Consider the following 19,876-nt stretch of genomic DNA (forward strand, 5'->3'; position numbering starts at 1 on the left):
GTTCTAGGCGCAGGACTAGGCTGGAGGATCCCGGTGGCGCGCAAGCGGCCGAAGGGGGTGCTTGAGATCGGTTGGGCGTGTTTCGAGTCGGCGGCGACCGGCCGGATCGAGCACGTGCCCACCGCCGTCTGCTATCCGGAGACGCTCGTCCGCAGGACCAGCGTGCAGGCCGGCGGCGGCCACGCCTGGCGTATTTCCGCCCTGACCACGCCCCGCAAGCGCGCCGCGCCCTGGAAGATCGTGGTCGTTACGGGCGCGCCGAGCTGGGCCGAGTACTGGGCGCCCGTGCTGGCCGCCCTGCCCGCCAACCGCGAGATGCTGGTCGTCGACCGCCCCGGCTTCGCGGGCAGCGAGCCGGTCGAGTATGTCGGCGACATCCGCGTCCAGGCCGCCGCCCTGGCGCCCCTGCTGGAGACCGCTCCCGGTCAGCGGCTGATGCTGGTCGGCCAATCCTACGGCGCCGCGATCGCCGCGCTGATGGCCGCCGCCGCGCCGCGACGAGTGCGCAGCCTGGTCCTACTCTCCGGCTACTTCGGCGAGTCCGGCCCAACCGCCAAGCGGCTGGTCGACTGGGGCTCCAAGCTCCTCGCCTTCATTCCGCGTGACCTGAAAAACGCCGTGCGCGAGGTCGCCGGCCAGCCGTCGCAGATCGAGCATCTGCACCGGGCGCTGGAACAGGCGACGATGCCGGTCCACCTCATCCACGGCACGCGCGACGACTTCGCGCCGCTGGCCGCGGCGGAGCGGCTGTTCGCCCGTATCGCTCACCGGAGCGACGCCCGTTTCCAGACGGTCGAAGGCGCGGATCATTTCCTCAATGACGGCCCGCCGGACGATCTGCTGGCGCTGCTGGAAGCCTGCCTGCCCGCCCGCGGATCGGAGCTTTCGATCTGGCTGCGCGAGGCCCGGGACCAGGTCAACCGCCGCCTGGCCGCCTTGCGCCGCCGCATCGCGCCGCATTCCGCCCGGGACGCCGCGCACGCGCCCGTGACCTGAGCGGGACGCATCCAGTCCGCCCGCCGCGCGTTGGCATACCCGTACCGGGCGCGGGCCTCCCCGTCTGCGTCCAACGGGGACCGTCATGCATCGCGTAACCGCCGAAACCCTCCAGACCGCCGCACCGCACCGTCTTCTATCGAGCTCCGGCCAGATCCGGCGCATCGTCCTGGTCGGCAGCTTTCCGCCGCGTCGCTGCGGCATCGCCACCTTCACCTCCGACGTCCGGAACGCCCTGCTCGCCGCGGCGCCCCAAGCCGCCGTCGACGTGGTGGCGATGGCGGACGAGGGCGAAACCTACGGCTACGGCGAGGAGGTGATGTTCGCCGTCCGGCAGGACCATCTCGAAGACTACGCCGAGGCCGCCCGCCGCATCGACGCCCTCGAGCCCGACGTCGTGTGCGTACAGCACGAGTTCGGCCTGTTCGGCGGCCCGGCCGGAGAGCATCTGATGGCTCTGCTCGACGCGGTGCAGGCGCCGGTGATCGCCACGGTCCACACCGTGCTCAGCCATCCCACCGAAGACCAGCGGCGTGTCTTCGCCCGGCTGCTGCGCCGCGCCTCGAAGATCATTGTCATGGCCGAGCGCGGCCACGACATGCTCCGCGATCTCTGGGGCGTCCCGCCGCGCAAGCTGGCGATCGTGCCGCACGGCGCCCCCGACCGCCCCTTGGTCGACACCGCCGGTCCGAAGCAGGCGCTCGGGCTGGAAGGGCGCGAAGTGCTGCTGACCTTCGGCCTGCTGTCGCCCGGCAAGGGCCTCGAGACCGCGATCCGGGCCTTGCCCGACATCGTCAGGGCGCGGCCGGACGCCCTCTACGTCGTGCTCGGCGCCACCCATCCGCACCTGGTGGCGCGGGAGGGCGAAGTCTATCGCGAAGGCCTCGCGGCCTTGGCCGAGGCGCTGGGCGTGACCGCGCACATCCGGTTCGAAAACCGCTACGTCGACACGCCTCATCTGCTGGAATGGCTGGCGGCGGCGGACATCTATCTGACGCCCTACCCGAACGAGGCCCAGATCACGTCCGGGACGTTGTCCTACGCCGTGGCGTTGGGCAAGGCGGTGATCTCGACGCCCTACTGGCATGCGCAGGAACTGCTCGCCGACGGCCGAGGGGTCCTGACGCCCTTCCGCGACGCGGCCGCCATCGCCCGCGCCGCAACCACCCTCCTCTCCCGGCCGGACACGATGGCGGAGATGCGCCGTCGCGCCTGGGAGAAGGGCCGCGACACGGTCTGGAGCCGCCTGGCCGAAAGCTACCTGGGGGTCGTCAGCGAGGTCCGTCGCACCGCGCCCTGGCGCGCGGACGTCCGAACGGAAGGACCGAGGCCGCCCCGCCCCGCGCTGGGCGGGTTGCGGCGGATGACGGACGCCTGCGGTCTGCTGCAGCATTCGACTTACGGAATACCCGACCGGAACCACGGCTACTGCGTCGACGACAACGCACGGGCGCTGCTGCTGACCCACCGGCTGCGAGCCGCAGGCCTGCCCGCGCACGACCTCGACGACCTGGCCACGGCCTACGCCGCCTTCGTCCACCACGCCTGGAACCCAGCCGCCGGACGGTTCCGGAACTTCATGGGTTATGATCGCCGCTGGCTGGAGGACGCCGGTTCCGACGACAGCAGCGCCCGCGCCTACTGGGCCGCGGCGATCACGGCTTCGGAAGCCCCATCCCAGGCGATGCGGCGCTGGGCCCGCGAGCTCTGCGAAGCCGCCGGCAAGCATCTGGACGGCTTCACGGCCCTGAGGACCTACGCCTTCCTGATCCTCGGCCTGTCGAGCCTGGTGCGCGGCGACCTGACCCTGGGCCACGAACGCGACCTGCTCGAACGACTGGCGAAGGGCCTCTGCAGCGCGCTATCGGACGATGCGGACTGGCGTTGGTTCGAGCCTTTCCTGACCTATGACAACGCCCGCCTGCCCGAGGCTCTGCTGCGCGCCGGCCAGGTGCTGGACGACGATGCGCTGACCAAGGCCGGACTCGACGCCCTTGGCTGGCTGTGCGGTCGCCAGGTCGGTCCCGGCGGCGTCTTCCGCGCCGTCGGCACCGGCAATTTCGGCCGGCTGAACACCACCGCCGCGCCCTTCGACCAGCAGCCGCTGGAGGCCGCCGCGACCGTCGACGCCTGCGCTGCTGCCTTCGCCGCGACGGGCGACATCCGCTGGCTGTCAGAGGCCCGCCGCGCCTTCGACTGGTTCTTGGGGAAGAACGAACTGGGCGCGCCGCTGGCCGATCCTGAATCCGGCGAATGCTATGACGGCCTGACGCCGACGGGCGCGAACCTCAACCGCGGCGCGGAGTCGATCCTGTCGTTCCAACTGGCCGTCTGCGCCATGCACGCCCTCGAGCGCCTGGCCCAGCCCGGCCCGCGCCCCGCCGACAAAGCTTCCCCCGAAGGCCGCCCCGTCGATCGATGCCCCAGCTCCACCACAGCGAACTCCGACTCCCGCCCAATCCGGAACGTGTCGTCATTCGGCCCTTCCACATCGCTCCAGACACCCGACCGCTGAAGCCGGGCGAGGTCTCCCGTGCGCGACGGATCGTCGATGCGGTGATGGCGATGGACATGCGGACCTGCGAGGCCGAGCTGGCCCTGGTGAACCAGGACTTCGGCGACCGGCACTGGCAGACCCGCACCGTCCACCTGGAACGATACGAGCAGATCAGGGCCGAGCTGGGCCTCGAGAACCGCCTGCGCGAGACCCGCAAGGCGCTGATCGGCGCCTATTTCTGCCACGAATACAGCTACGCCGCCGCCGCGCTGATGAACCCCAGCGTCGTCCCGCATCCCGACCAGAGCGGACTCACCGGCGGGGCCGTGCGGATCATCCTGTCGCTTCGGGCCGTCGGCGAAGGCCACATCTCCTCCATCGGCTTTCGGGAGGGGATCGTCACGCCCGACGGCGCGGTGAAGCTGATCTCCGAGCCGCCGATCGCCATGGCCGCCCATCTCTGCGATCCGCCGCCGGGCGGGGTGAACCAGGGACCGGTCACGGCCTGCCGCTACGAGGCCGCCTCGATCAGCGGCACGGTGATCTTCCCCTTCACCCAAGCCCAACGGAACGGCCTGGAGGACCTCCGGCTGGTGCTGTTCCGGCCGGACGACGGGCCGCCGGTCTACTATGGCACCTATACGGCCTACAGCGGCTCCTCGATCGCCTCGGAGATGCTGCGCACCACCGACTTCCGCAACTTCGACCTGCTGCCGATGTCGGGGACGGCGGCGCGCAACAAGGGCATGGCCCTGTTCCCCCGCAAGGTCGGCGGGCAGTACGCCATGATCGGGCGGCAGGACGGCGAGAACATCTGGTATCTGAAGTCGGACGATCTGCTGGAATGGGACGGCGGCGAGAAGATTCTGACGCCCAAGTTCCCCTGGGAGCTGGTCCAGCTCGGCAACTGCGGCTCGCCGATCGAGATCGACGAGGGCTGGCTGCTGCTGACCCACGGCGTCGGCGCGATGCGGAAATACTCGATCGGCGCGGTGCTGCTGGACAAGGAGCACCCTACCCGCGTCCTGGGCCGGATGCAGGCGCCGCTGATCTCGCCCTCGGACGAGAACCGCGAGGGCTATGTGCCCAACGTCGTCTATACCTGCGGCGCCCTGGCGCTGGGGCGGCGGCTGTTCCTGCCCTATGCGGTCGCGGACAGCTCGATCGCCTTCTGCTCGGTCAGTATCGACGAACTGGTGCGGGAGCTGGTCTGACCCCTACCGAAGCGCCGCGTTGATCCCCGCCAGCGCCGCCGCGCCCGGGGTCAGCTCCCGGTCCGACAGCTGGTTCAGCGGCCTGTGCACCGTCCCCAGCGCGTCATGCAGATCGTCGGCGTCCGGGTCGACGTACAGCAGTCCCGTCACGATCTCGCCCGCCGCCTGGCGTTCCTGGAGGTAGCTCATCGCCCTCACCCGGTCGGTGGGGTCGTAGTCGGCGGCGACCTTGCGCAGCATCAGCAGGGAGCCGTCGTGCTGCTGCACCTCGACCAGCTCGCCGGGCTCGTACTGCGTCGTCACCGGCAGGCGGCCGAGCAGGACGTCGAGCCGGTTCACTGCCTCGTTGTGCTCGCGAACCCAGTCGAAGCTCTTGGTCGAGCCTTTGTGGTTGTTGAAGGCGATGCAGGGGCTGAGCACGTCGATGAAGGCCGCGCCCTTGTGGGTCAGGGCGGCCTTGATGAGCGGCGCCAGCTGGTCCTTGTCGCCCGAGAAGCTGCGAGCGACGAAGCTGGCCCCCAACTGCAGGGCCAGCGCGACCATGTCGATGCCCGCGTCCGAGTTGACCACGCCCTTCTTGGACTTGCTGCCCTTGTCGGCGGTGGCCGAGAACTGGCCTTTGGTCAGGCCGTACACGCCGTTGTTCTCGACGATGTAGGTCATGTTCACGCCGCGCCGCATGACGTGGGCGAACTGGCCGAGGCCGATCGAGGCGCTGTCCCCGTCGCCGGAGACGCCCAGATAGATCAGCTCGCGGTTGGCCAGGTTGGCCCCGGTCAGCACCGAGGGCATGCGGCCGTGAACGGTGTTGAAGCCGTGGCTGGCGCCCAGGAAATAGTCCGGCGTCTTCGAGGAGCAGCCGATGCCCGACAGCTTGGCCAGGCGGTGCGGCTCCAGGTCGATCTCGAAACAGGCCTGGACGATGGCGGCGCTGATCGAGTCGTGGCCGCAGCCGGCGCACAGGGTCGAGACCTTCCCCTCGTAGTCCCGGCGAGTGAAGCCCAGGGCGTTCTTCTGCAGCGACGGATGGTGGAAGGCCGGCTTGGCGATGTAGGTCATTTGGCCATCTCCCCGGTCGGGGCGACATCGGCCGCGCCCATCCCCTTCGCCAGCTCGCCGGCGATGTAGCGCGCCGTGATCGGCGAGCCGTCGTAGTTCAGCACCTTCACCAGCCGGGCAGGATCAACGCCGCCCTCGTTGATCAACAGCGCGCGCAGCTGGGCGTCACGGTTCTGCTCGACCACGAAGACCAGCTCGTGCTTGGCGATGAAGTCGAACACCTCGCCCGCGAACGGGAAGGCGCGCAGCCGCAGGGCGTCGAGGTGCAGCCCCCGCGCCTCCAGCTGGGCCAGGGCCTCGTCCATCGCCGGGCTGGTGGAGCCGTAGTAGATCACCCCGTAACCGGTCTTCTTCTTCGCGGCCCGATGGACCGGCGCGGGCACGAGCGACTTGGCCGTCTCGAACTTGCGCAGCAGCCGCTCCATGTTGTCGACATAGACGGCCCCCTCCTCGCTGTAGCGGGCGTAGGGGTCGCGCGAGGTGCCGCGGGTGAAGTAGGCGCCCTTGGACGGATGCGTCGCCGGATAGGTCCGGTACGGGATGCCGTCCCCGTCGACGTCCTTGTAGCGGCCGAAGTCGGCGCCCGCCTCGAGCATCTGGGCGGTCATCACCTTGCCGCGGTCGAGCTTGCGCCTGTCGTCCCAGGCGAAGGGCGCGGTCAGCCACTCGTTCATGCCCATGTCCAGGTCGAGCATGACGAAGACCATGGTCTGAAGCCGGTCGGCCAGGTCGAAGGCCTGGGCGCCCAGTTCGAAACACTCGCCCGGCCCCTCAGGCAGCAGCAGGACGTGCTTGGTGTCGCCGTGGCTGGCGTAGGCGGCGCTGAGGACGTCCGACTGCTGGGTCCGGGTCGGCATGCCGGTCGAAGGCCCGCCGCGCTGGACGTCGAAGATCACCGCGGGGATCTCGGCGAAATAGCTGAGGCCGATGAACTCCTGCATCAGCGACACGCCCGGACCGGAGGTGCAGGTGAAGGCCCGCGCGCCGTTCCAGCCGGCGCCGACGACGACGCCGATCGAGGCGATCTCGTCCTCGGCCTGGACGATGGCGTAGCGCGCCTCGCCGGTCTCCGGATCGTGGCGGAGCGTCTTGCAGTAGTCGGTGAACGCCTCGGCCAGTGAAGTCGACGGCGTGATCGGATACCAGGCGCAGACCGTGGCCCCGCCGTAGACCGCGCCCAGAGCCGCCGCCGTGTTGCCGTCGACGAAGATGCGGTCGCCGACGGCGTCGGCGCGCTCCAGCTTCAGGCCCAGCGGCTTGAGGTTCTCACGCGCCCAGTCGAAGCCCAGCGCCAGGGCCTCGATGTTGGCCGGGATCAGGGCGGGCTTGGAGGCGTACTCCTCGCTCAGCAGGGTCTCGACCACCGGCCGCTCGATGCCGAGCAGGAAGGTCAGCGCGCCCAGGTAGATGATGTTCTTGAGCACCTTCCGCTTGGACGGCTCGGCGTAGGCGGCGTTGCAGATCCGGGTCAACGGCACGCCGACGACCGTGATGTCGGGCCGGAACTTCTCCGGCGGCAGGGGCTTGGTGGAGTCGTAGAACAGGTAGCCGCCGGGCTCGATTTCGGCCAGGTCGCGGTCCCAGGTCTGGGGGTTCATGGCGACCATCAGGTCGACCCCGCCGCGCCGGCCCAGCCAGCCTTGGCCGCTGACCCGGATCTCGTACCAGGTCGGCAGGCCCTGGATATTGGACGGGAAGATGTTGCGCGCCGCCACCGGCACGCCCATCCGCAGGATCGCCTTCACGAACAGTCCGTTGGCCGAGGCCGAGCCGGAGCCGTTTACGTTGGCGAACTTGACCACGAAGTCGTTGGTCGCGGAGAGGGGTCTAGCCATGAAACGCCCCTTCCCCGTGTTCCCGGCGAAGGCCGGGATCCGGTTCAGCCTGCGCGTTCAGGATCGATCCCAAGATCCGAGACCCCGACTGGACCCCGGCCTTCGGCGGGGAAACGGAAGAGCAGCGGCTCATCGCACGCACCCTCCGCCCGCCTGGGCCGTGTCGAGCAGGAACTTCTGCATGTCCCAGGCGCCCGTCGGGCATCGCTCGGCGCAGAGGCCGCAGTGCAGGCAGACGTCCTCGTCCTTGACCATCACCCGCCCGGTCGGGAGCGCGCCGGAGACATAGAGGTCCTGGGTCTCGTTCATCGCCGGCGCCTTCAGCCGCGGCCGCAGCCCGTCCTCCTCCTCGTTGACGGTGAAGGTGATGCAGTCGGTCGGGCAGATGTCGGCGCAGGCGTCGCACTCGATGCACAGCGGCGCGCTGAACACCGTCTGGACGTCGCAGTTCAGGCAACGCTGCGTCTCGGCCAGAGCCAGGGCGTCGTCGAAGCCCAGCTCGACCTCGGCCTTCACCGACGCCAGGGCGGACTCGATCGGCAGCAGCGGCACGACCTTGCGGTCCTCGAGCGAGACGTCGTTGTCATAGCTCCACTCGTGGATGCCCATCTTCTGCGAAGACAGGTTCACCATCGGCGGAGGCCGCAGACGAACGTCCTTGCCCCGGCAGAAGGCGTCGATCGAGACCGCCGCCTCGTGCCCATGGGCGACGGCCCAGATGATGTTCTTCGGCCCGAAGGCCGCATCTCCGCCGAAGAACACCTTCGGGTGGGTGGACTGGAAGGTGACGGCGTCGACCTTCGGCATGCCCCAGTCGTCGAACTCCAGGCCGATATCGCGCTCGATCCAGGGGAAGGCGTTCTCCTGGCCGATGGCCAGCAGGACGTCGTCGCATTCGAAATGCTGATCGGGCGCGCCGGTCGGCTTCAGCGAGCGGCGCCCCTTGTCGTCGAACACGGGGGCGACCTCCTCGAAGATCACGCCGGTCAGCCGGCCGTCCTCGTGGGTGAAGGCCTTGGGAACCAGGAAATTGAGGATCGGGATGCCCTCGTGCATCGCGTCCTCCTTCTCCCAGGGCGAGGCTTTCATCTCCTCGAAGCCGGAGCGGACGATGACTTTCACGTCCTCGCCGCCCAGCCGACGGGAGGTGCGGCAGCAGTCCATCGCCGTGTTGCCGCCGCCCAGGACGATGACCCGCCGGCCGATCGCCTCGACGTGGCCGAACGAGACGTTGGACAGCCAGTCGATGCCGATATGGATGTTGGCCGCCGCCTCCCGCCGCCCGGGGACGTCCAGGTCACGGCCGCGCGGCGCTCCTGTGCCGACGAAGATCGCGTCGAAGTCCTCGGCCAACAGGCTTCCCAGGCTGTCGACCCGCTCGCCCAGCCGCATGGTCGGCCCAAGGGCGGTCACGTAGCCCATCTCCTCGTCGATCACGCTCTCGGGCAGGCGGAAGCGGGGAATCTGGCTGCGGATCATGCCTCCGCTCTTGGCCTCGCCGTCGAAGACCACGACCTCGTAGCCGAGCGGGGCCAGATCGCGGGCCACGGTCATCGAGGCCGGCCCGGCGCCGATGCAGGCGATCTTCTTGCCGATCCTGGTCGCCGCCGGCTTGGGCATCCGGCCGTTCAGCTCGCCCTTGTTGTCGGCGGCGACGCGCTTGAGGCGGCAGATGGCCACCGGCTCCTCGTCGACCCGCCCGCGCCGGCAGGCCGGTTCGCAGGGCCGGTCGCAGGTCCGCCCGAGGATTCCCGGGAAGACGTTGGACTTCCAGTTGACCATGTAGGCGTCGGCGTGGCGGCCCTGGGCGATCAGCCGGATGTATTCAGGGACCGGCGTGTGAGCCGGACAGGCCCACTGGCAATCGACGACTTTGTGAAAGTACTCAGGCGACTCGGTGTTGGTCGGCTCCAACCGTAGCGCTCCTCTCCCCCGCTCCTGTGTCGTTCGGGAGAGCTGAGCCACCGCCTCGGGCGACTCGCCCTACGCCATGCACAGAATGCCAGTTACGGCTAAGGACTCGCGCAGCCGCGACGCGTCAGTTTTATTACAGTACGCCTATTCGGGCCGGGGGGAAGGGGTGCGCGACGTCATCCCGGCGGCGGCCGCGTCCTCGGCGATCTGATCGTCGCCATGCGGATCGATCCCAGCGTCATGCTGAGGCGGTGGCGCGGGCTTCTTTTCCGCCGGCGGCGGCAGCTGGGCCGGTTCGGACCGCGGCGCGGCGGCGGCGGTCGCCGCGGCCTCGTCGGCGGGCGACGGCCCCTCGGCTTCCGGCGCTGGTCCGGCGTTGAAGAACAGCAGCGCGCCCAGGGTCAGGGCGATGCCCAGCAGCATCCCCAGGATCAGCCAGAAGAAGCCCCCGCCGCCCTTCGATTTCTCGGCCATGTCTCTCTTAGGTTCCCTGCCAGGTCCGCACCGGACCGATATCCACGTGAATGAAGCCGGAGTCGGGATAGTAGCCCACCCCGCCTCCCTTGAGCGCCAGCGCCGCATCGCGCAAGCCGGTCAGCGACACGTCGTTCAGGCGCATGTCGATCGCCTTGCCTTCCATGTGCTGGCTCTTCTTGGCCACCTGCGAGGTCCCGGCGTTGGTCGCCGCGCTCTGGTCGGCCAGCATCTCGTTGGTCGCCGCCGAGCGGAAGGCCGAGACGATCCGGTAGGGCTCCTCGCTGCCGGTCGCCGCCTGCAGCGTGAACAGGATGTCGAGCAGCCGCACGTCGATCGGATGGACCTCCAGCGTGCGGAAGTCGGCCAGATGCTGGTTCACCGCCTGCAGCGCGTCCCAGACGTAGCGGCCGTTGTCCCAATAGACGACGTCGAGGTCCTTGTCGGTGTGCAGGTGGCGGAACTTCAGATGGCGCGGACCGGCCGGCGGCGGCGTCAGAGGCGTCGGCGACAGCGAGAAGCCCGGCGGGGTCGGCGCGTTCTCGGGGTCGACCGCCCCTGTCGCCGTGACCGGGACGGTCGGCGTCTGGGCCAGGACCGGGGCGGACGCCGCGGCGGCCAGGCCGCCTAGCCCCAGCGACAGCAGCCGGCGCCGTCCGAGCGCCGCCGCCGAGCAGCAGGGGCAGTCGTCCCCGGTCACGCCGTGGGGCCCCGCTGCTCGGCGATGCGCTGGATCAGCAGCGCGTCCCAGCCGTAGGGATCCTGGCGGAAGTTCACCTGGCCGTCGGGCGTCACATAGGCGGTCCAGTACAGCAGATAGACCGACACGGGATTGGCGACCGTTGCGCGGGTGGTCTTGCCGCCGGCCACGACCTCGTCGATCCGCTCCGGCGTCCACTCCGGGTCGCCGGCCATGATCGCGCGGGCCAGGGCGAACGGTTTCTCCAGCCGCACGCAGCCGTGGCTGGCCAGGCGGGTGTAGCGGGTGAAGCCGCCCTTGCTGGGCGTGTCGTGCAGATAGACGGCGTAGTTGTTCGGGAAGTCGAACTTCACCAGGCCCAGCGCGCTGCCCGGTCCCGGCCGCTGCTGCAGTCGGCCGTCGATGACCCGGAAATTGTTCGCGTTGAGATAGGCCTGCCCCTTGGGGAACAGCTCGCGGGCGGCGATGCCGGCCGGCACGTTCCACGGCGGGTTCAGGACGATGCTGTTGATCTCGGAGCTGAGCAGCGGAGTCTCGCCGCCGCCCGGCTTGCCGGTCACCGCCCGCATCGAGAGGGTCGGGACATCGTTCTGGAACAGGGTCAGGACCCCGGCCGCGACGTTGACCTGCACCCGGTTGGCCGGCATGGCCGACGGCAGCCAGCGCCACCGCTCCATGTTGGCCACGATCTGGTCGATGCGGCGCTGGACGCTGACGTTCAGGGCCGCGCGAGTGGCCGGGCCCAGCGCGCCGTCGGGCTGCAGGCCCATGCGCTTCTGGGCGCGCTTCAGAGCGTCGGCGAGCTGGACGTCGAATACCGACTGTCCCGCCGGATTACGCGGCAGCTGGGCCGGCGTCGTCGGATCCTCGGCCGCGAGGCGCGCGCGCAGGGCGTCGACCGCCGGGCCGGCCGCGCCGACTTCCAGCTTGTCGCCTTCGGGCAGGGTCTTCCAGCCGCCCCGCTCGGCCATGGCGCGATAGTTGGCCAGGCCCATCTGCAGGGTCTCGTAGCCCGGATACGGCGGCGGCAGGCTCTTCAGCCAGTCTTCCAGGCGGTCGTCGGCCACTGCCCTGGCCATCGCGCCCCGGGCGTCGAACGGCGTCGGCCGCAGTCCCCAGTCCTCGCGGAAATTGGCCGTGTCGAGCCGGCCGGTCTTCACCGCCTTGGCGTAGCGCAGGGTCGCCTCGACCAGGGCCGCGTCGCTGTCGCCGCGCGGCGTGAACTCACCGGGCTCGAAGCCATGCAGCGCCGCCTCGTCCAGGGTCCGGCGCAGCAGCTCGGCCTGGTCGGGACGCAGCGTGATCTGGGCCGGCGGCTGGGCGGCCGGCGCGGGCACGACGCGATAGGTCGGCGGAGGGGTCTGGGCCTGGACCGGCGTGACGGCGGCGGTCGCGAACAGCCCCGCGGCCATGAGCCCCGCGGCGGCCTTGCCCGTCAGATGCGACATCGACCTCGAACACCCCTTAACGTCCAGCCACGGGAGGTTAACAGAGCTTGCGCCGGCCCGCGCGGACTGAGCGAGGGGCGGGATAAATTCCTCGATGAGTGTGGCCCGCCCGCACGTCTGACTGAATTTCACGAACAAGCCTCTTCCTCGCGCCCCGAACCGCCCGGTTCGTCAGCCCCAGTGACCAACGGAGGCCCGGCCGAGAAGTTCCCCGCCGGCCGCCGGCAGATACAGGATCGGACGCGGAAACGGCATGAATTCGCGGCAACAGTCGCCGTCCGCCGACCGCCGACTGTGTCTTCCGAGGCATTGATCGACGCGGGAGCGCCCGCCTACATTCGCGCCGTCCTCGCGGCGTCGCCGCGGTCCAAGTCGGGAGCCCCCAAAATGCGCAAGATCATCGTCCTCGCCGCCGCCGCGACCGCCCTGCTGGCCGGCGCCTGCAACACCATCGAAGGCGTCGGCAAGGACGTTAAGGCCGCCGGCACCGCCGTCGAACGGACCGCCAAGGACGCCAAGTAACGCCGCATCGGCCTTTCGCGTCGCGGCGCGAAAGGCCATATAGGCCGCCATGTCCCAGCCCCCCGCCGAAAGCGAGCGCCGGCCGTTCATGACCGGCCTGGTCCGCGGCCTGAAGCATCGCTGCCCCAACTGCGGCGAAGGCGGCCTCTATCGCGGCTATCTGAAGGTCAATCCGACCTGCGCCGCCTGCGGCCACGACCTGTCCGGCTATCGCGCCGACGACGGTCCGGCCTATTTCACCATCCTGCTGGTCGGGCACCTAATCGTGGCGCCGCTGCTGCTGTTCCCGTTCATCTGGGAAGTGTCGCCCTGGATCGTGCTGCCGGCGACGCTGATCCCGCTCACGACCCTGATCCTGCTGCTGTTGCCGCGCGTCAAAGGCGCCTTCATCGGCGGGCTGTGGGCCATCCGGCCCGATCCGGCGCACGGCTGAATTGTAACTCACGCGCTTTTGGGGACACGCCCGATTGACACCGTCGCGGACGGCGGCGGACTGTCAGCCTCCCAACCTCAAGGGAGATGGCCTATGGCCCACAAGTTCGAGATCTACAAGGACAAGGCTGGCGAGTTCCGGGTCCGGTTCAAGTACAACAACGAAGTGATCTTCGCGACCGAGGGCTACACCTCGAAGTCGTCCGCCCAGAACGCCATCGAGTCCATCAAGAAGAACGGTCCGGACGCCCCGACCGAGGACAACTCCTAGCCTCGCCTTCCCCCCGACCGCTCCCGTCCAGGCGGGAGCGGCGGCCAGGCCGCCGCCCTATGCCCCATCTTCGATCGTCCGCCGTCTTCTCGACGCCGCTCCATCTGCCGCACCCGGCGCTGCCGAGCGCGGACTGGGGCGACTCGTTCATCACCCCCACCACGGCGACGACCGCGCGGATGGCCGCGGACGGCATGGTCGGCCAGGGCGGCGGATGGCCCGAGCGCCTGCTGGCGCTGCGAAACCGCCTGGCCCGACTCGTCGGTCTCAAGACCGGGGGCTTCACCCTCGGCGACGGCGGCTTCCCGATCCTGTCAGAGACGCCCGACGAAATCGTCGCTGGCCTGGATGATCGCCACCTGGACTTCCGCATCGTCGTCACCCTGGTCCGCGGCCCATCGCCCGATCTGCGCGTGACCACGCTGGTCGCCCGCCACGGCCTGGCCGGTCGCGCCTACATCGCCCTGATCGCCCCGTTCCACCGGCGGATTCTCCGCCGGGTCATGGCGCGCCACGCCGCCTAGCCGCGCCGCGTCAGCAGGTCGTCGGTGACCTCCATCGCGGCGAGAAGCTCGCCCGGACGGCTGTCCTCCTCCAGCGCGTCTACGAACATCGCCCGCGCCTCGGGATCGTCGTAGACCATCCTGGCGTCAAAGGCCGCCTTCCAGGTCGCCTCGTCCGGCCATTCCGCGTAGCCGATGAACCGCCCGTCGCTCGCCCTGTGCAGTCGCGAACCAAAGGAGCCGTAGATCTCGGTGATGCGCCGGGTCCCGCGCCGCCAAGCCTCGCGGAAACGCTCCTCGTGCCCCGGCTTGACCCGCCAGGCATAGACGGCGACGTACATCGGCGGCCTCCGAATGGTGGTTCGCCTATTCTAGCGCGGTTTCCGGGATCGCCGACGACGGGCCGATTGTAAGCCGCCCCCGCCTTCGCCTACCCTTGCTCCAAAGGTCGGGGGAACCGCATGGCGACGACGGAAACGGGTGCGATCGACGAGACGCCGGAAGGGCCGACGCCGCCCGGCCTGACGCCGGGCCAAAGGCTCAAGGCGATCCTCGGCGGCTCGGCCGGCAATCTGGTCGAGTGGTACGACTGGTCGGTCTACATCTTCTTCGCCGTCTATTTCGCCAGCCAGTTCTTCCCCGAAGGCGACACCACGGCCCAGCTGTTCAAGGTCGCGGCGGTGTCGGCGGTGGGCTTCCTGGCCCGGCCGCTCGGCGCCTGGCTGATGGGCATGTACGCCGACAAGGCCGGCCGGCGCGCCGCCCTGACCCTGTCGGTGGCCATGATGTGCCTGGGCAGCCTCATCATCGGCCTGGCCCCCACCTACGCCCAGGTCGGCGCCCTGGCCCCGGCGATCCTGCTCGGCGCCCGCATTCTGCAGGGCCTGTCGGTCGGCGGCGAATACGGCGCCAGCGCCACCTATCTGTCCGAGATGGCCGGCCGCAACCGCCGCGGCTTCTGGGCCAGCTTCCAGTACGTGACCCTGATCGCGGGCTCGCTGAGCGCCCAGGGCCTGGTCGTGATCCTGCAAGGCGTGATGCCCGAGGCGGACCTCAAGGCCTGGGGCTGGCGGATCCCCTTCTTCATCGGCGCGGCGCTGGCGGTCATCGTGTTCTGGATCCGGCGCGGCATCCACGAAAGCCAGGGCTTCGAGAACGCCAAGGCCTCGGGCGAGGCGCGCGGCAAGACGATGCTGCTGTTCCTCAAGCACCCGCGCCAGACCCTGATGGTCATGGGCCTGACCGCCGGCGGCTCGCTCGCCTACTACGTCTACACCAGCTACATGCAGAAGTTCCTCATCAACACGACGGGCTTCTCCAAGGAGACGGCCAGCCAGGTCATGGTCGCCTGCCTGTTCGTGTTCATGCTGATGCAGCCCCTGTTCGGCTGGATCTCGGACAAGGTCGGCCGCAAGCCGCTGCTGCTGTTCGCCTACGGCGGCGGGATGATCGCCACCTGGCCGCTGATGAACGCCATCGCCGGCGCGACCAGCGCCTGGGCCGCCTTCGGCCTGATCATGATCGCCCTGACCTTCCAGTCCGGCTACAGCGCCATCTCCGGACTGTTCAAGGCGGAGATGTTCCCCGCCCATGTCCGCGCGCTCGGCGTCGCCCTGCCCTACGCCATCGCCAACGCGGTGTTCGGCGGCTCGGCCGAGGCGGTGGCCCTGCATTTCAAGCAGGAGGGAGTGGAGAGCCACTTCTATCTCTATACGACCGCCATTCTGGCCGTGGGGCTGGTGACCGTCATCCTGTTGCCGGACACCCGCAAACACAGCCTGATCCACGAGGACTGACGCAAAGGGATTCGGGAGCTAACCTCGCGCCATGCCGTCGCTGCCGTCCATGCCGCCCTTCGACCTCGTGGTCTTTGTGTTCTTCGTGCTGTGCTGGCTGTTCTACGAGCCGCTGTTCAAGCGGCTGGCGCGCGGCTCGCTGCTGAACAGCGACATGACCGTGATCCGCGGCGCCTGGATGGGCCAGATGTCGTCGCGGGAGATCCGGCTGCTGGACGCCAACCTGCTCGGCCACGCGCTCAACTCCGCCTCCTTCTTCGCCTCGTCCAACCTGCTGCTGATCGCCGCCGCCGCCGGCGCCCTGTTCGGCGGCGAGAGCACCTTCCGCAGCGTGTCCAGCCTGGAGGTCATCAAGACGTCCAGCCGCTGGCTGTTCGAGGGACAGCTGGCCTTGGTCATGCTGGTGCTGTCGCGCGGCCTGCTCGACTTCATCTGGGCCATCCGCCAGATGAACTACAGCCTGGCGATCATGGGCGCGACGCCGGAGGGCGAGAACGTGGACCCCGGCACCCAGGCCGCCTACGCCGCCGCCGCGACGCGGGTGCTGAACCCGGCGCTGTCGTCATTCAATCGCGGGGTGCGCGGCTACTACTTCGCCCTCGCCGCCGCGGCCTGGCTCTTCGGCCCGATCGCCTTCACCGCCGCGACGCTGGGCGCCATCGTCCTGCTGGTCTGGCGGCAGCGCCATTCGCCGGCGGCCAAGGCCATCCGCGACCTGCGCCGCCAGATCGACACCGGCTCAGTCGATCCCTAGCTCGCGCCGCTTGGCCCGGGTCAGCTTGGCGGCGACCAGGCCGTGCGCGGTTCTCAGCCAGTCGGCCAGTTCGTCATCGTCGAGGGTCGCCATGTCGTCGAACCGCACCCATTTGGCGCGAGCGAGATAGGGCGCCGGCCGGCCCGGCCCTTCCGCCGTGAGGGCCTCGAACGCGATGTCCGAAGCCTTGAAGCTGAAGCTCCCGCCGTTCGCCGCACGGACGGCGAACATCTTGTCGCCGACCTTCCAGACATGATCATCGCCCCACTGGACATCCATCCGGACGCCCGGCAGGCCTGCGCAGACCGCATCGAAGGCCGCCGGCGTCATGCCTGGACGCCGACGCCGATCGGGCAGGTCACGCCGGTGCCGCCGATCCCGCAGTAGCCGTTCGGATTCTTGGCCAGGTACTGCTGATGGTAGTCCTCGGCGTAGTAGAACGGGCCGGCGGCCTCGATCTCGGTAGTGATCGGCCCCATCCGGACCTTCGACAGCGCCTGCTCGTAGGCCTCCTTCGAGGCGACGGCCGCCGCAGCCTGGGCGTCGTCCACGGGATAGATGCCCGAGCGGTACTGGGTGCCGATGTCGTTGCCCTGACGCATGCCCTGGGTCGGGTCGTGATTCTCCCAGAACGTCTTGAGCAGGGTCTCATAGGTCACGACCTTCGGGTCATAAACCACCAGCACCGCCTCGGTATGGCCGGCGCGACCGCTGCAGACCTCCTCATAGCTCGGGTTCGGCGTGATCCCGGCGACATAGCCGACGGCCGTGCTGTAGACGCCGGGGATCTGCCAGAACACCCGCTCGACGCCCCAGAAACAGCCCATGGCGAACACGGCTTCTTCCAGACCATCGGGCCAGGGCCCCTTGAGCGGGCGGCCGTTGACGAAATGAGTCGTGGCGGTGGGGATCGGCTGCGGCCGACCCGGCAGGGCGGTGTCGGCGGTCGGCAGGTCCAGGGTCTTCTTGCTGAACAGCATGGTGTCCTCTCGGAACGCTTCGCCCGCAGATATAGGCGTGTCGCCGCGAAATTTCATCGCATCCCGATGGCGCTTGCTCCGCATCGGCCCATGAGTATATTGCGCGCCTTCCTGCGCCGGGGGCCTTCAACCCGTCCCCGCTTCGGTGGTGCTGGTGAGGTGGCCGAGTGGTTGAAGGCGCACGCCTGGAACGCGTGTATAGGGGAAACTCTATCGAGGGTTCGAATCCCTCTCTCACCGCCACGGTCCGCCCCGCGCCTCCAAGACGGGCCGGCTTCGCAAGTCCCCGCGAGTCGAAGCGTTCAGAGCGCCGTTGCTCCAGCCCGGCGGCGCCCCGCTTTCGGCTTCAGCATGAAAACTCGCCCAGCGACGCTTGCCTTTCAGCGCGACGGCGGATGAGGTGCGCTACCTTTACGCCCTGAGGAGCATGCCATGGCGACGCTGGATTTCCTTATGTCCCCAGCGGTCTTCGTCAGCCGGAACAGCAACGGGACGCCCGCAACGAGCAACTTCCTTGCGGCCCTCACCACGGACTCGGGGCGTTACACGGTGGTCAGCATCACCGCGACCCAGGTCGTGATCAGCGGGACGGCGGCCGCCGCGAGCTACCAGGGCTGGACGCTAACGATCACCGGCGGCCCCTTCACCGCGAATCCGCCGGGCTCGTCAGAGCCGTTTACCGGCCAGATCACCGGAGTGGAGCTGCGCAACCCGGTGAACGAGCTCATCGCCAGAGTCAGCCAGTTCGCGGCCGGAGCCTCGTTCGACGACCTGGCGACCCTCTTCTTCGAGGGCACGACGATCAACGGCGGCTCGGGCGGCGACATCCTGACGGGCGGCTTTCTCTCGGACATCATCAACGGCGGCGACGGCAACGACACGCTGTCTCCCCGGGATCGGTTCGGGACCCCTTCCGGCAGCGCCGTTGATCAGCTGAGCGGGGGCGCCGGCGACGACCTGCTCTATTCCGGCGACTACAACGGCCTGATCCTGGATGGAGGGTCCGGCGTCGATACGGTGCAGCTCGTCGGCACGTTCTTCACGGTCGATTTGAACAAGACCGGCCCCCAGGACGTCGGGGGCGGCCGCATGCAGACCTTCATCGACGTGGAGAACCTGATCGGATCGGGCGTGCTCACGGGGAACGGTCTCGACAACACCATCCAGGCGCTTGGTCTGCCCAGAAGCGCCGAAAATGTGGTTTCTGGCGGCGGCGGCAACGATCTCCTTCTCGGCGGCCGAGGCGTCGACAAACTCTATGGCGACGAGGGCGATGATCGCCTGTCCGGCGGACAGGGATTTGACTACCTGTTCGGCGGAGCCGGCAACGACACCCTGGACGAGCGATCGGAAGACGGAATGCCGCCCTCCGGCAACAGCCTCGACGGCGGCGACGGCGACGATCTCCTCCTCGGCGGAGACTTCGCCGACTTTCTCGCCGGGGGCGATGGAAACGACGTGATCTACGGCGACCTCACCACCTCCTCCATGTTTCCAGGGGAAGGCGATTCGATCTGGGGCGGCGCCGGGAACGACGCCATCTTCGCCGGTGGCGGCAACGACATCGTCGGCGGCGGGTCGGGCGGGGACCGCATAGACGGCGAGAACGGCAACGACAGGCTGTACGGAGAAGGCGGCGACGACGTCATCGCCGGCGGTCGCGGCCAGGATGTCGCCTTCGGCGGTCTTGGCGCGGACACGATCAGCGGCGGCGACGACGGCGACACTCTGTTCGGCGACGACGGCGACGATCAGATCCGGGGCGACGCCGGCGATGACAGCCTCGCCGGCGGCGCGGGCGCCGATCAGCTGTACGGCGACGCGGGCAACGACACCCTGGACGGCGGAGCCGACAACGACATCCTCTACGGCCTGGACGGCGCGGACACCCTGTATGGCGGCGACGGCGTCGACTATTTGTTCGGCGGCGCCGACGGCGACACGCTTTCCGGCGGCGACGGCGCCGACAGCCTGAGCGGCGAGGCCGGCAACGACATTCTGAACGGCGACAACGGCGGCGACGTCATGGACGGCGGAAGCGGCGATGATCTGCTGCGCGGCGGCTCGGGCTCGGACACCCTGTTCGGGAGCGACGGCGACGACGGCATTATCGGCGGCGACGACGGCGACTTCATCTACGGCGGAAGCGGAGCCGATCTGGTCTACGGCGAGGCGGGCGACGATGTCATCGAGGGCGGCCTGGGCGACGACCGCCTGAACGGCGGCGATGGCGATGACCGGTTCATCTACCGCGTGAACGAGGGCTCGGACGTCGTCGCTGACTTCGCCGCCGGCGCAGCCTCGGGCGATGTCATCCAGCTCAATGGTCTGGGATGGACGACCTTCGCCGATGTCCAGGCCCATATGACCCAGATCGGCGGCGACGTTGTGATCGACGTGGGAGGCGGGCAGTTCCTCACGCTGCAGAACGTATCGCTGGCGAACCTGAACGCCGGTGACTTCGCCTTTGGATAGGGCGCG

General features: G+C 69.1%; 19 protein-coding genes and 1 tRNA gene. 11 read left to right on the forward strand and 9 right to left on the reverse strand.

Annotated features, from left to right (window positions below):
* Positions 1-33: 33 nt before the first annotated feature.
* From CSW64_RS17725 to CSW64_RS17735, 3 genes are all read left to right on the forward strand, one after another.
* Positions 34-996 (forward strand): alpha/beta fold hydrolase, encoded by a 963-nt coding sequence (locus tag CSW64_RS17725; protein WP_172448617.1) that lies wholly within the window; start codon positions 34-36, stop codon positions 994-996.
* An 85-nt stretch (positions 997-1,081) separates the two neighbouring features.
* The gene (locus CSW64_RS17730) at positions 1,082-3,511 is read left to right on the forward strand and encodes a glycosyltransferase family 4 protein (protein ID WP_099623343.1); all 2,430 of its coding nucleotides are present in this window, start codon (positions 1,082-1,084) and stop codon (positions 3,509-3,511) included.
* A gap of 44 nt (positions 3,512-3,555) precedes the next feature.
* The gene (locus CSW64_RS17735) at positions 3,556-4,707 is read left to right on the forward strand and encodes a glycoside hydrolase family 130 protein (protein WP_245863755.1); all 1,152 of its coding nucleotides are present in this window, start codon (positions 3,556-3,558) and stop codon (positions 4,705-4,707) included.
* A 3-nt stretch (positions 4,708-4,710) separates the two neighbouring features.
* On the opposite strand, the gene CSW64_RS17740 is transcribed toward CSW64_RS17735, so the two are convergent.
* The 6 genes from CSW64_RS17740 to CSW64_RS17765 form a co-directional block, all read right to left on the reverse strand.
* A complete protein-coding gene (locus CSW64_RS17740) occupies positions 4,711-5,766 on the reverse strand; it encodes a 2-oxoacid:ferredoxin oxidoreductase subunit beta (protein ID WP_099623345.1) in 1,056 nt (351 codons plus the stop codon).
* Positions 5,763-7,601 (reverse strand): 2-oxoacid:acceptor oxidoreductase subunit alpha, encoded by a 1,839-nt coding sequence (locus tag CSW64_RS17745; RefSeq protein WP_099623346.1) that lies wholly within the window; start codon positions 7,599-7,601, stop codon positions 5,763-5,765. Before CSW64_RS17745 ends, CSW64_RS17740 begins: the two co-directional genes overlap by 4 nt.
* A gap of 129 nt (positions 7,602-7,730) precedes the next feature.
* Entirely contained in the window at positions 7,731-9,515 is a 1,785-nt protein-coding gene (locus CSW64_RS17750) for an FAD-dependent oxidoreductase (RefSeq protein ID WP_099623347.1), read from the reverse strand.
* A gap of 144 nt (positions 9,516-9,659) precedes the next feature.
* Positions 9,660-9,989 carry a hypothetical protein gene (locus CSW64_RS17755; protein ID WP_099623348.1) on the reverse strand — a complete coding sequence of 110 codons (330 nt, stop codon included), beginning with the start codon at positions 9,987-9,989 and terminating at the stop codon, positions 9,660-9,662.
* A gap of 7 nt (positions 9,990-9,996) precedes the next feature.
* Positions 9,997-10,689 (reverse strand): peptidoglycan L,D-endopeptidase MepK, encoded by a 693-nt coding sequence (locus CSW64_RS17760; RefSeq protein WP_216361204.1) that lies wholly within the window; start codon positions 10,687-10,689, stop codon positions 9,997-9,999.
* A complete protein-coding gene (locus CSW64_RS17765; protein WP_099623349.1) occupies positions 10,686-12,137 on the reverse strand; it encodes a L,D-transpeptidase family protein in 1,452 nt (483 codons plus the stop codon). Before CSW64_RS17765 ends, CSW64_RS17760 begins: the two co-directional genes overlap by 4 nt.
* A gap of 387 nt (positions 12,138-12,524) precedes the next feature.
* Between CSW64_RS17765 and CSW64_RS17770 the strand changes: the two genes are divergently transcribed.
* The 4 genes from CSW64_RS17770 to CSW64_RS17785 all read left to right on the forward strand — a co-directional run bounded on the left by CSW64_RS17770 (position 12,525) and on the right by CSW64_RS17785 (position 13,886).
* A complete protein-coding gene (locus CSW64_RS17770; protein ID WP_099623350.1) occupies positions 12,525-12,659 on the forward strand; it encodes an entericidin A/B family lipoprotein in 135 nt (44 codons plus the stop codon).
* Between the two features lie 49 nt (positions 12,660-12,708).
* A complete protein-coding gene (locus tag CSW64_RS17775; protein ID WP_099623351.1) occupies positions 12,709-13,092 on the forward strand; it encodes a DUF983 domain-containing protein in 384 nt (127 codons plus the stop codon).
* Between the two features lie 93 nt (positions 13,093-13,185).
* Positions 13,186-13,362 carry a YegP family protein gene (locus CSW64_RS17780; protein WP_099623352.1) on the forward strand — a complete coding sequence of 59 codons (177 nt, stop codon included), beginning with the start codon at positions 13,186-13,188 and terminating at the stop codon, positions 13,360-13,362.
* A 59-nt stretch (positions 13,363-13,421) separates the two neighbouring features.
* A complete protein-coding gene (locus CSW64_RS17785) occupies positions 13,422-13,886 on the forward strand; it encodes a DUF2867 domain-containing protein (protein ID WP_099623353.1) in 465 nt (154 codons plus the stop codon).
* Here the strand turns inward: CSW64_RS17785 and CSW64_RS17790 are convergent.
* Entirely contained in the window at positions 13,883-14,206 is a 324-nt protein-coding gene (locus tag CSW64_RS17790) for an antibiotic biosynthesis monooxygenase family protein (protein WP_099623354.1), read from the reverse strand. The two genes, CSW64_RS17785 and CSW64_RS17790, sit on opposite strands and share 4 nt — an antisense overlap.
* Before the next feature lie 120 nt (positions 14,207-14,326).
* Here CSW64_RS17790 and CSW64_RS17795 point away from each other — a divergent pair, with 120 nt between their 5' ends.
* Together CSW64_RS17795 and CSW64_RS17800 are read left to right on the forward strand one after the other, a co-directional pair.
* Positions 14,327-15,661 carry an MFS transporter gene (locus CSW64_RS17795; protein WP_099623355.1) on the forward strand — a complete coding sequence of 445 codons (1,335 nt, stop codon included), beginning with the start codon at positions 14,327-14,329 and terminating at the stop codon, positions 15,659-15,661.
* A 31-nt stretch (positions 15,662-15,692) separates the two neighbouring features.
* Positions 15,693-16,415 (forward strand): DUF599 family protein, encoded by a 723-nt coding sequence (locus CSW64_RS17800; protein WP_245863756.1) that lies wholly within the window; start codon positions 15,693-15,695, stop codon positions 16,413-16,415.
* Here CSW64_RS17800 and CSW64_RS17805 read toward each other — a convergent pair.
* Entirely contained in the window at positions 16,401-16,745 is a 345-nt protein-coding gene (locus CSW64_RS17805; RefSeq protein WP_099623356.1) for an MmcQ/YjbR family DNA-binding protein, read from the reverse strand. The two genes, CSW64_RS17800 and CSW64_RS17805, sit on opposite strands and share 15 nt — an antisense overlap.
* Positions 16,742-17,395 carry a peptide-methionine (S)-S-oxide reductase MsrA gene (gene msrA / locus CSW64_RS17810; protein WP_099623357.1) on the reverse strand — a complete coding sequence of 218 codons (654 nt, stop codon included), beginning with the start codon at positions 17,393-17,395 and terminating at the stop codon, positions 16,742-16,744. The genes CSW64_RS17805 and msrA overlap by 4 nt, the downstream gene beginning before the upstream one ends.
* A gap of 153 nt (positions 17,396-17,548) precedes the next feature.
* Between msrA and CSW64_RS17815 the strand changes: the two genes are divergently transcribed.
* Positions 17,549-17,638 (forward strand) — tRNA-Ser (locus CSW64_RS17815).
* 189 nt (positions 17,639-17,827) lie between these two features.
* Positions 17,828-19,870, forward strand: coding sequence for a calcium-binding protein (locus CSW64_RS17820; RefSeq protein WP_099623358.1), 2,043 nt, complete (start codon positions 17,828-17,830; stop codon positions 19,868-19,870).
* Positions 19,871-19,876: the final 6 nt, after the last annotated feature.

Origin of the sequence: Caulobacter mirabilis (assembly GCF_002749615.1) — a bacterium.
GTDB lineage: Bacteria > Pseudomonadota > Alphaproteobacteria > Caulobacterales > Caulobacteraceae > Caulobacter > Caulobacter mirabilis.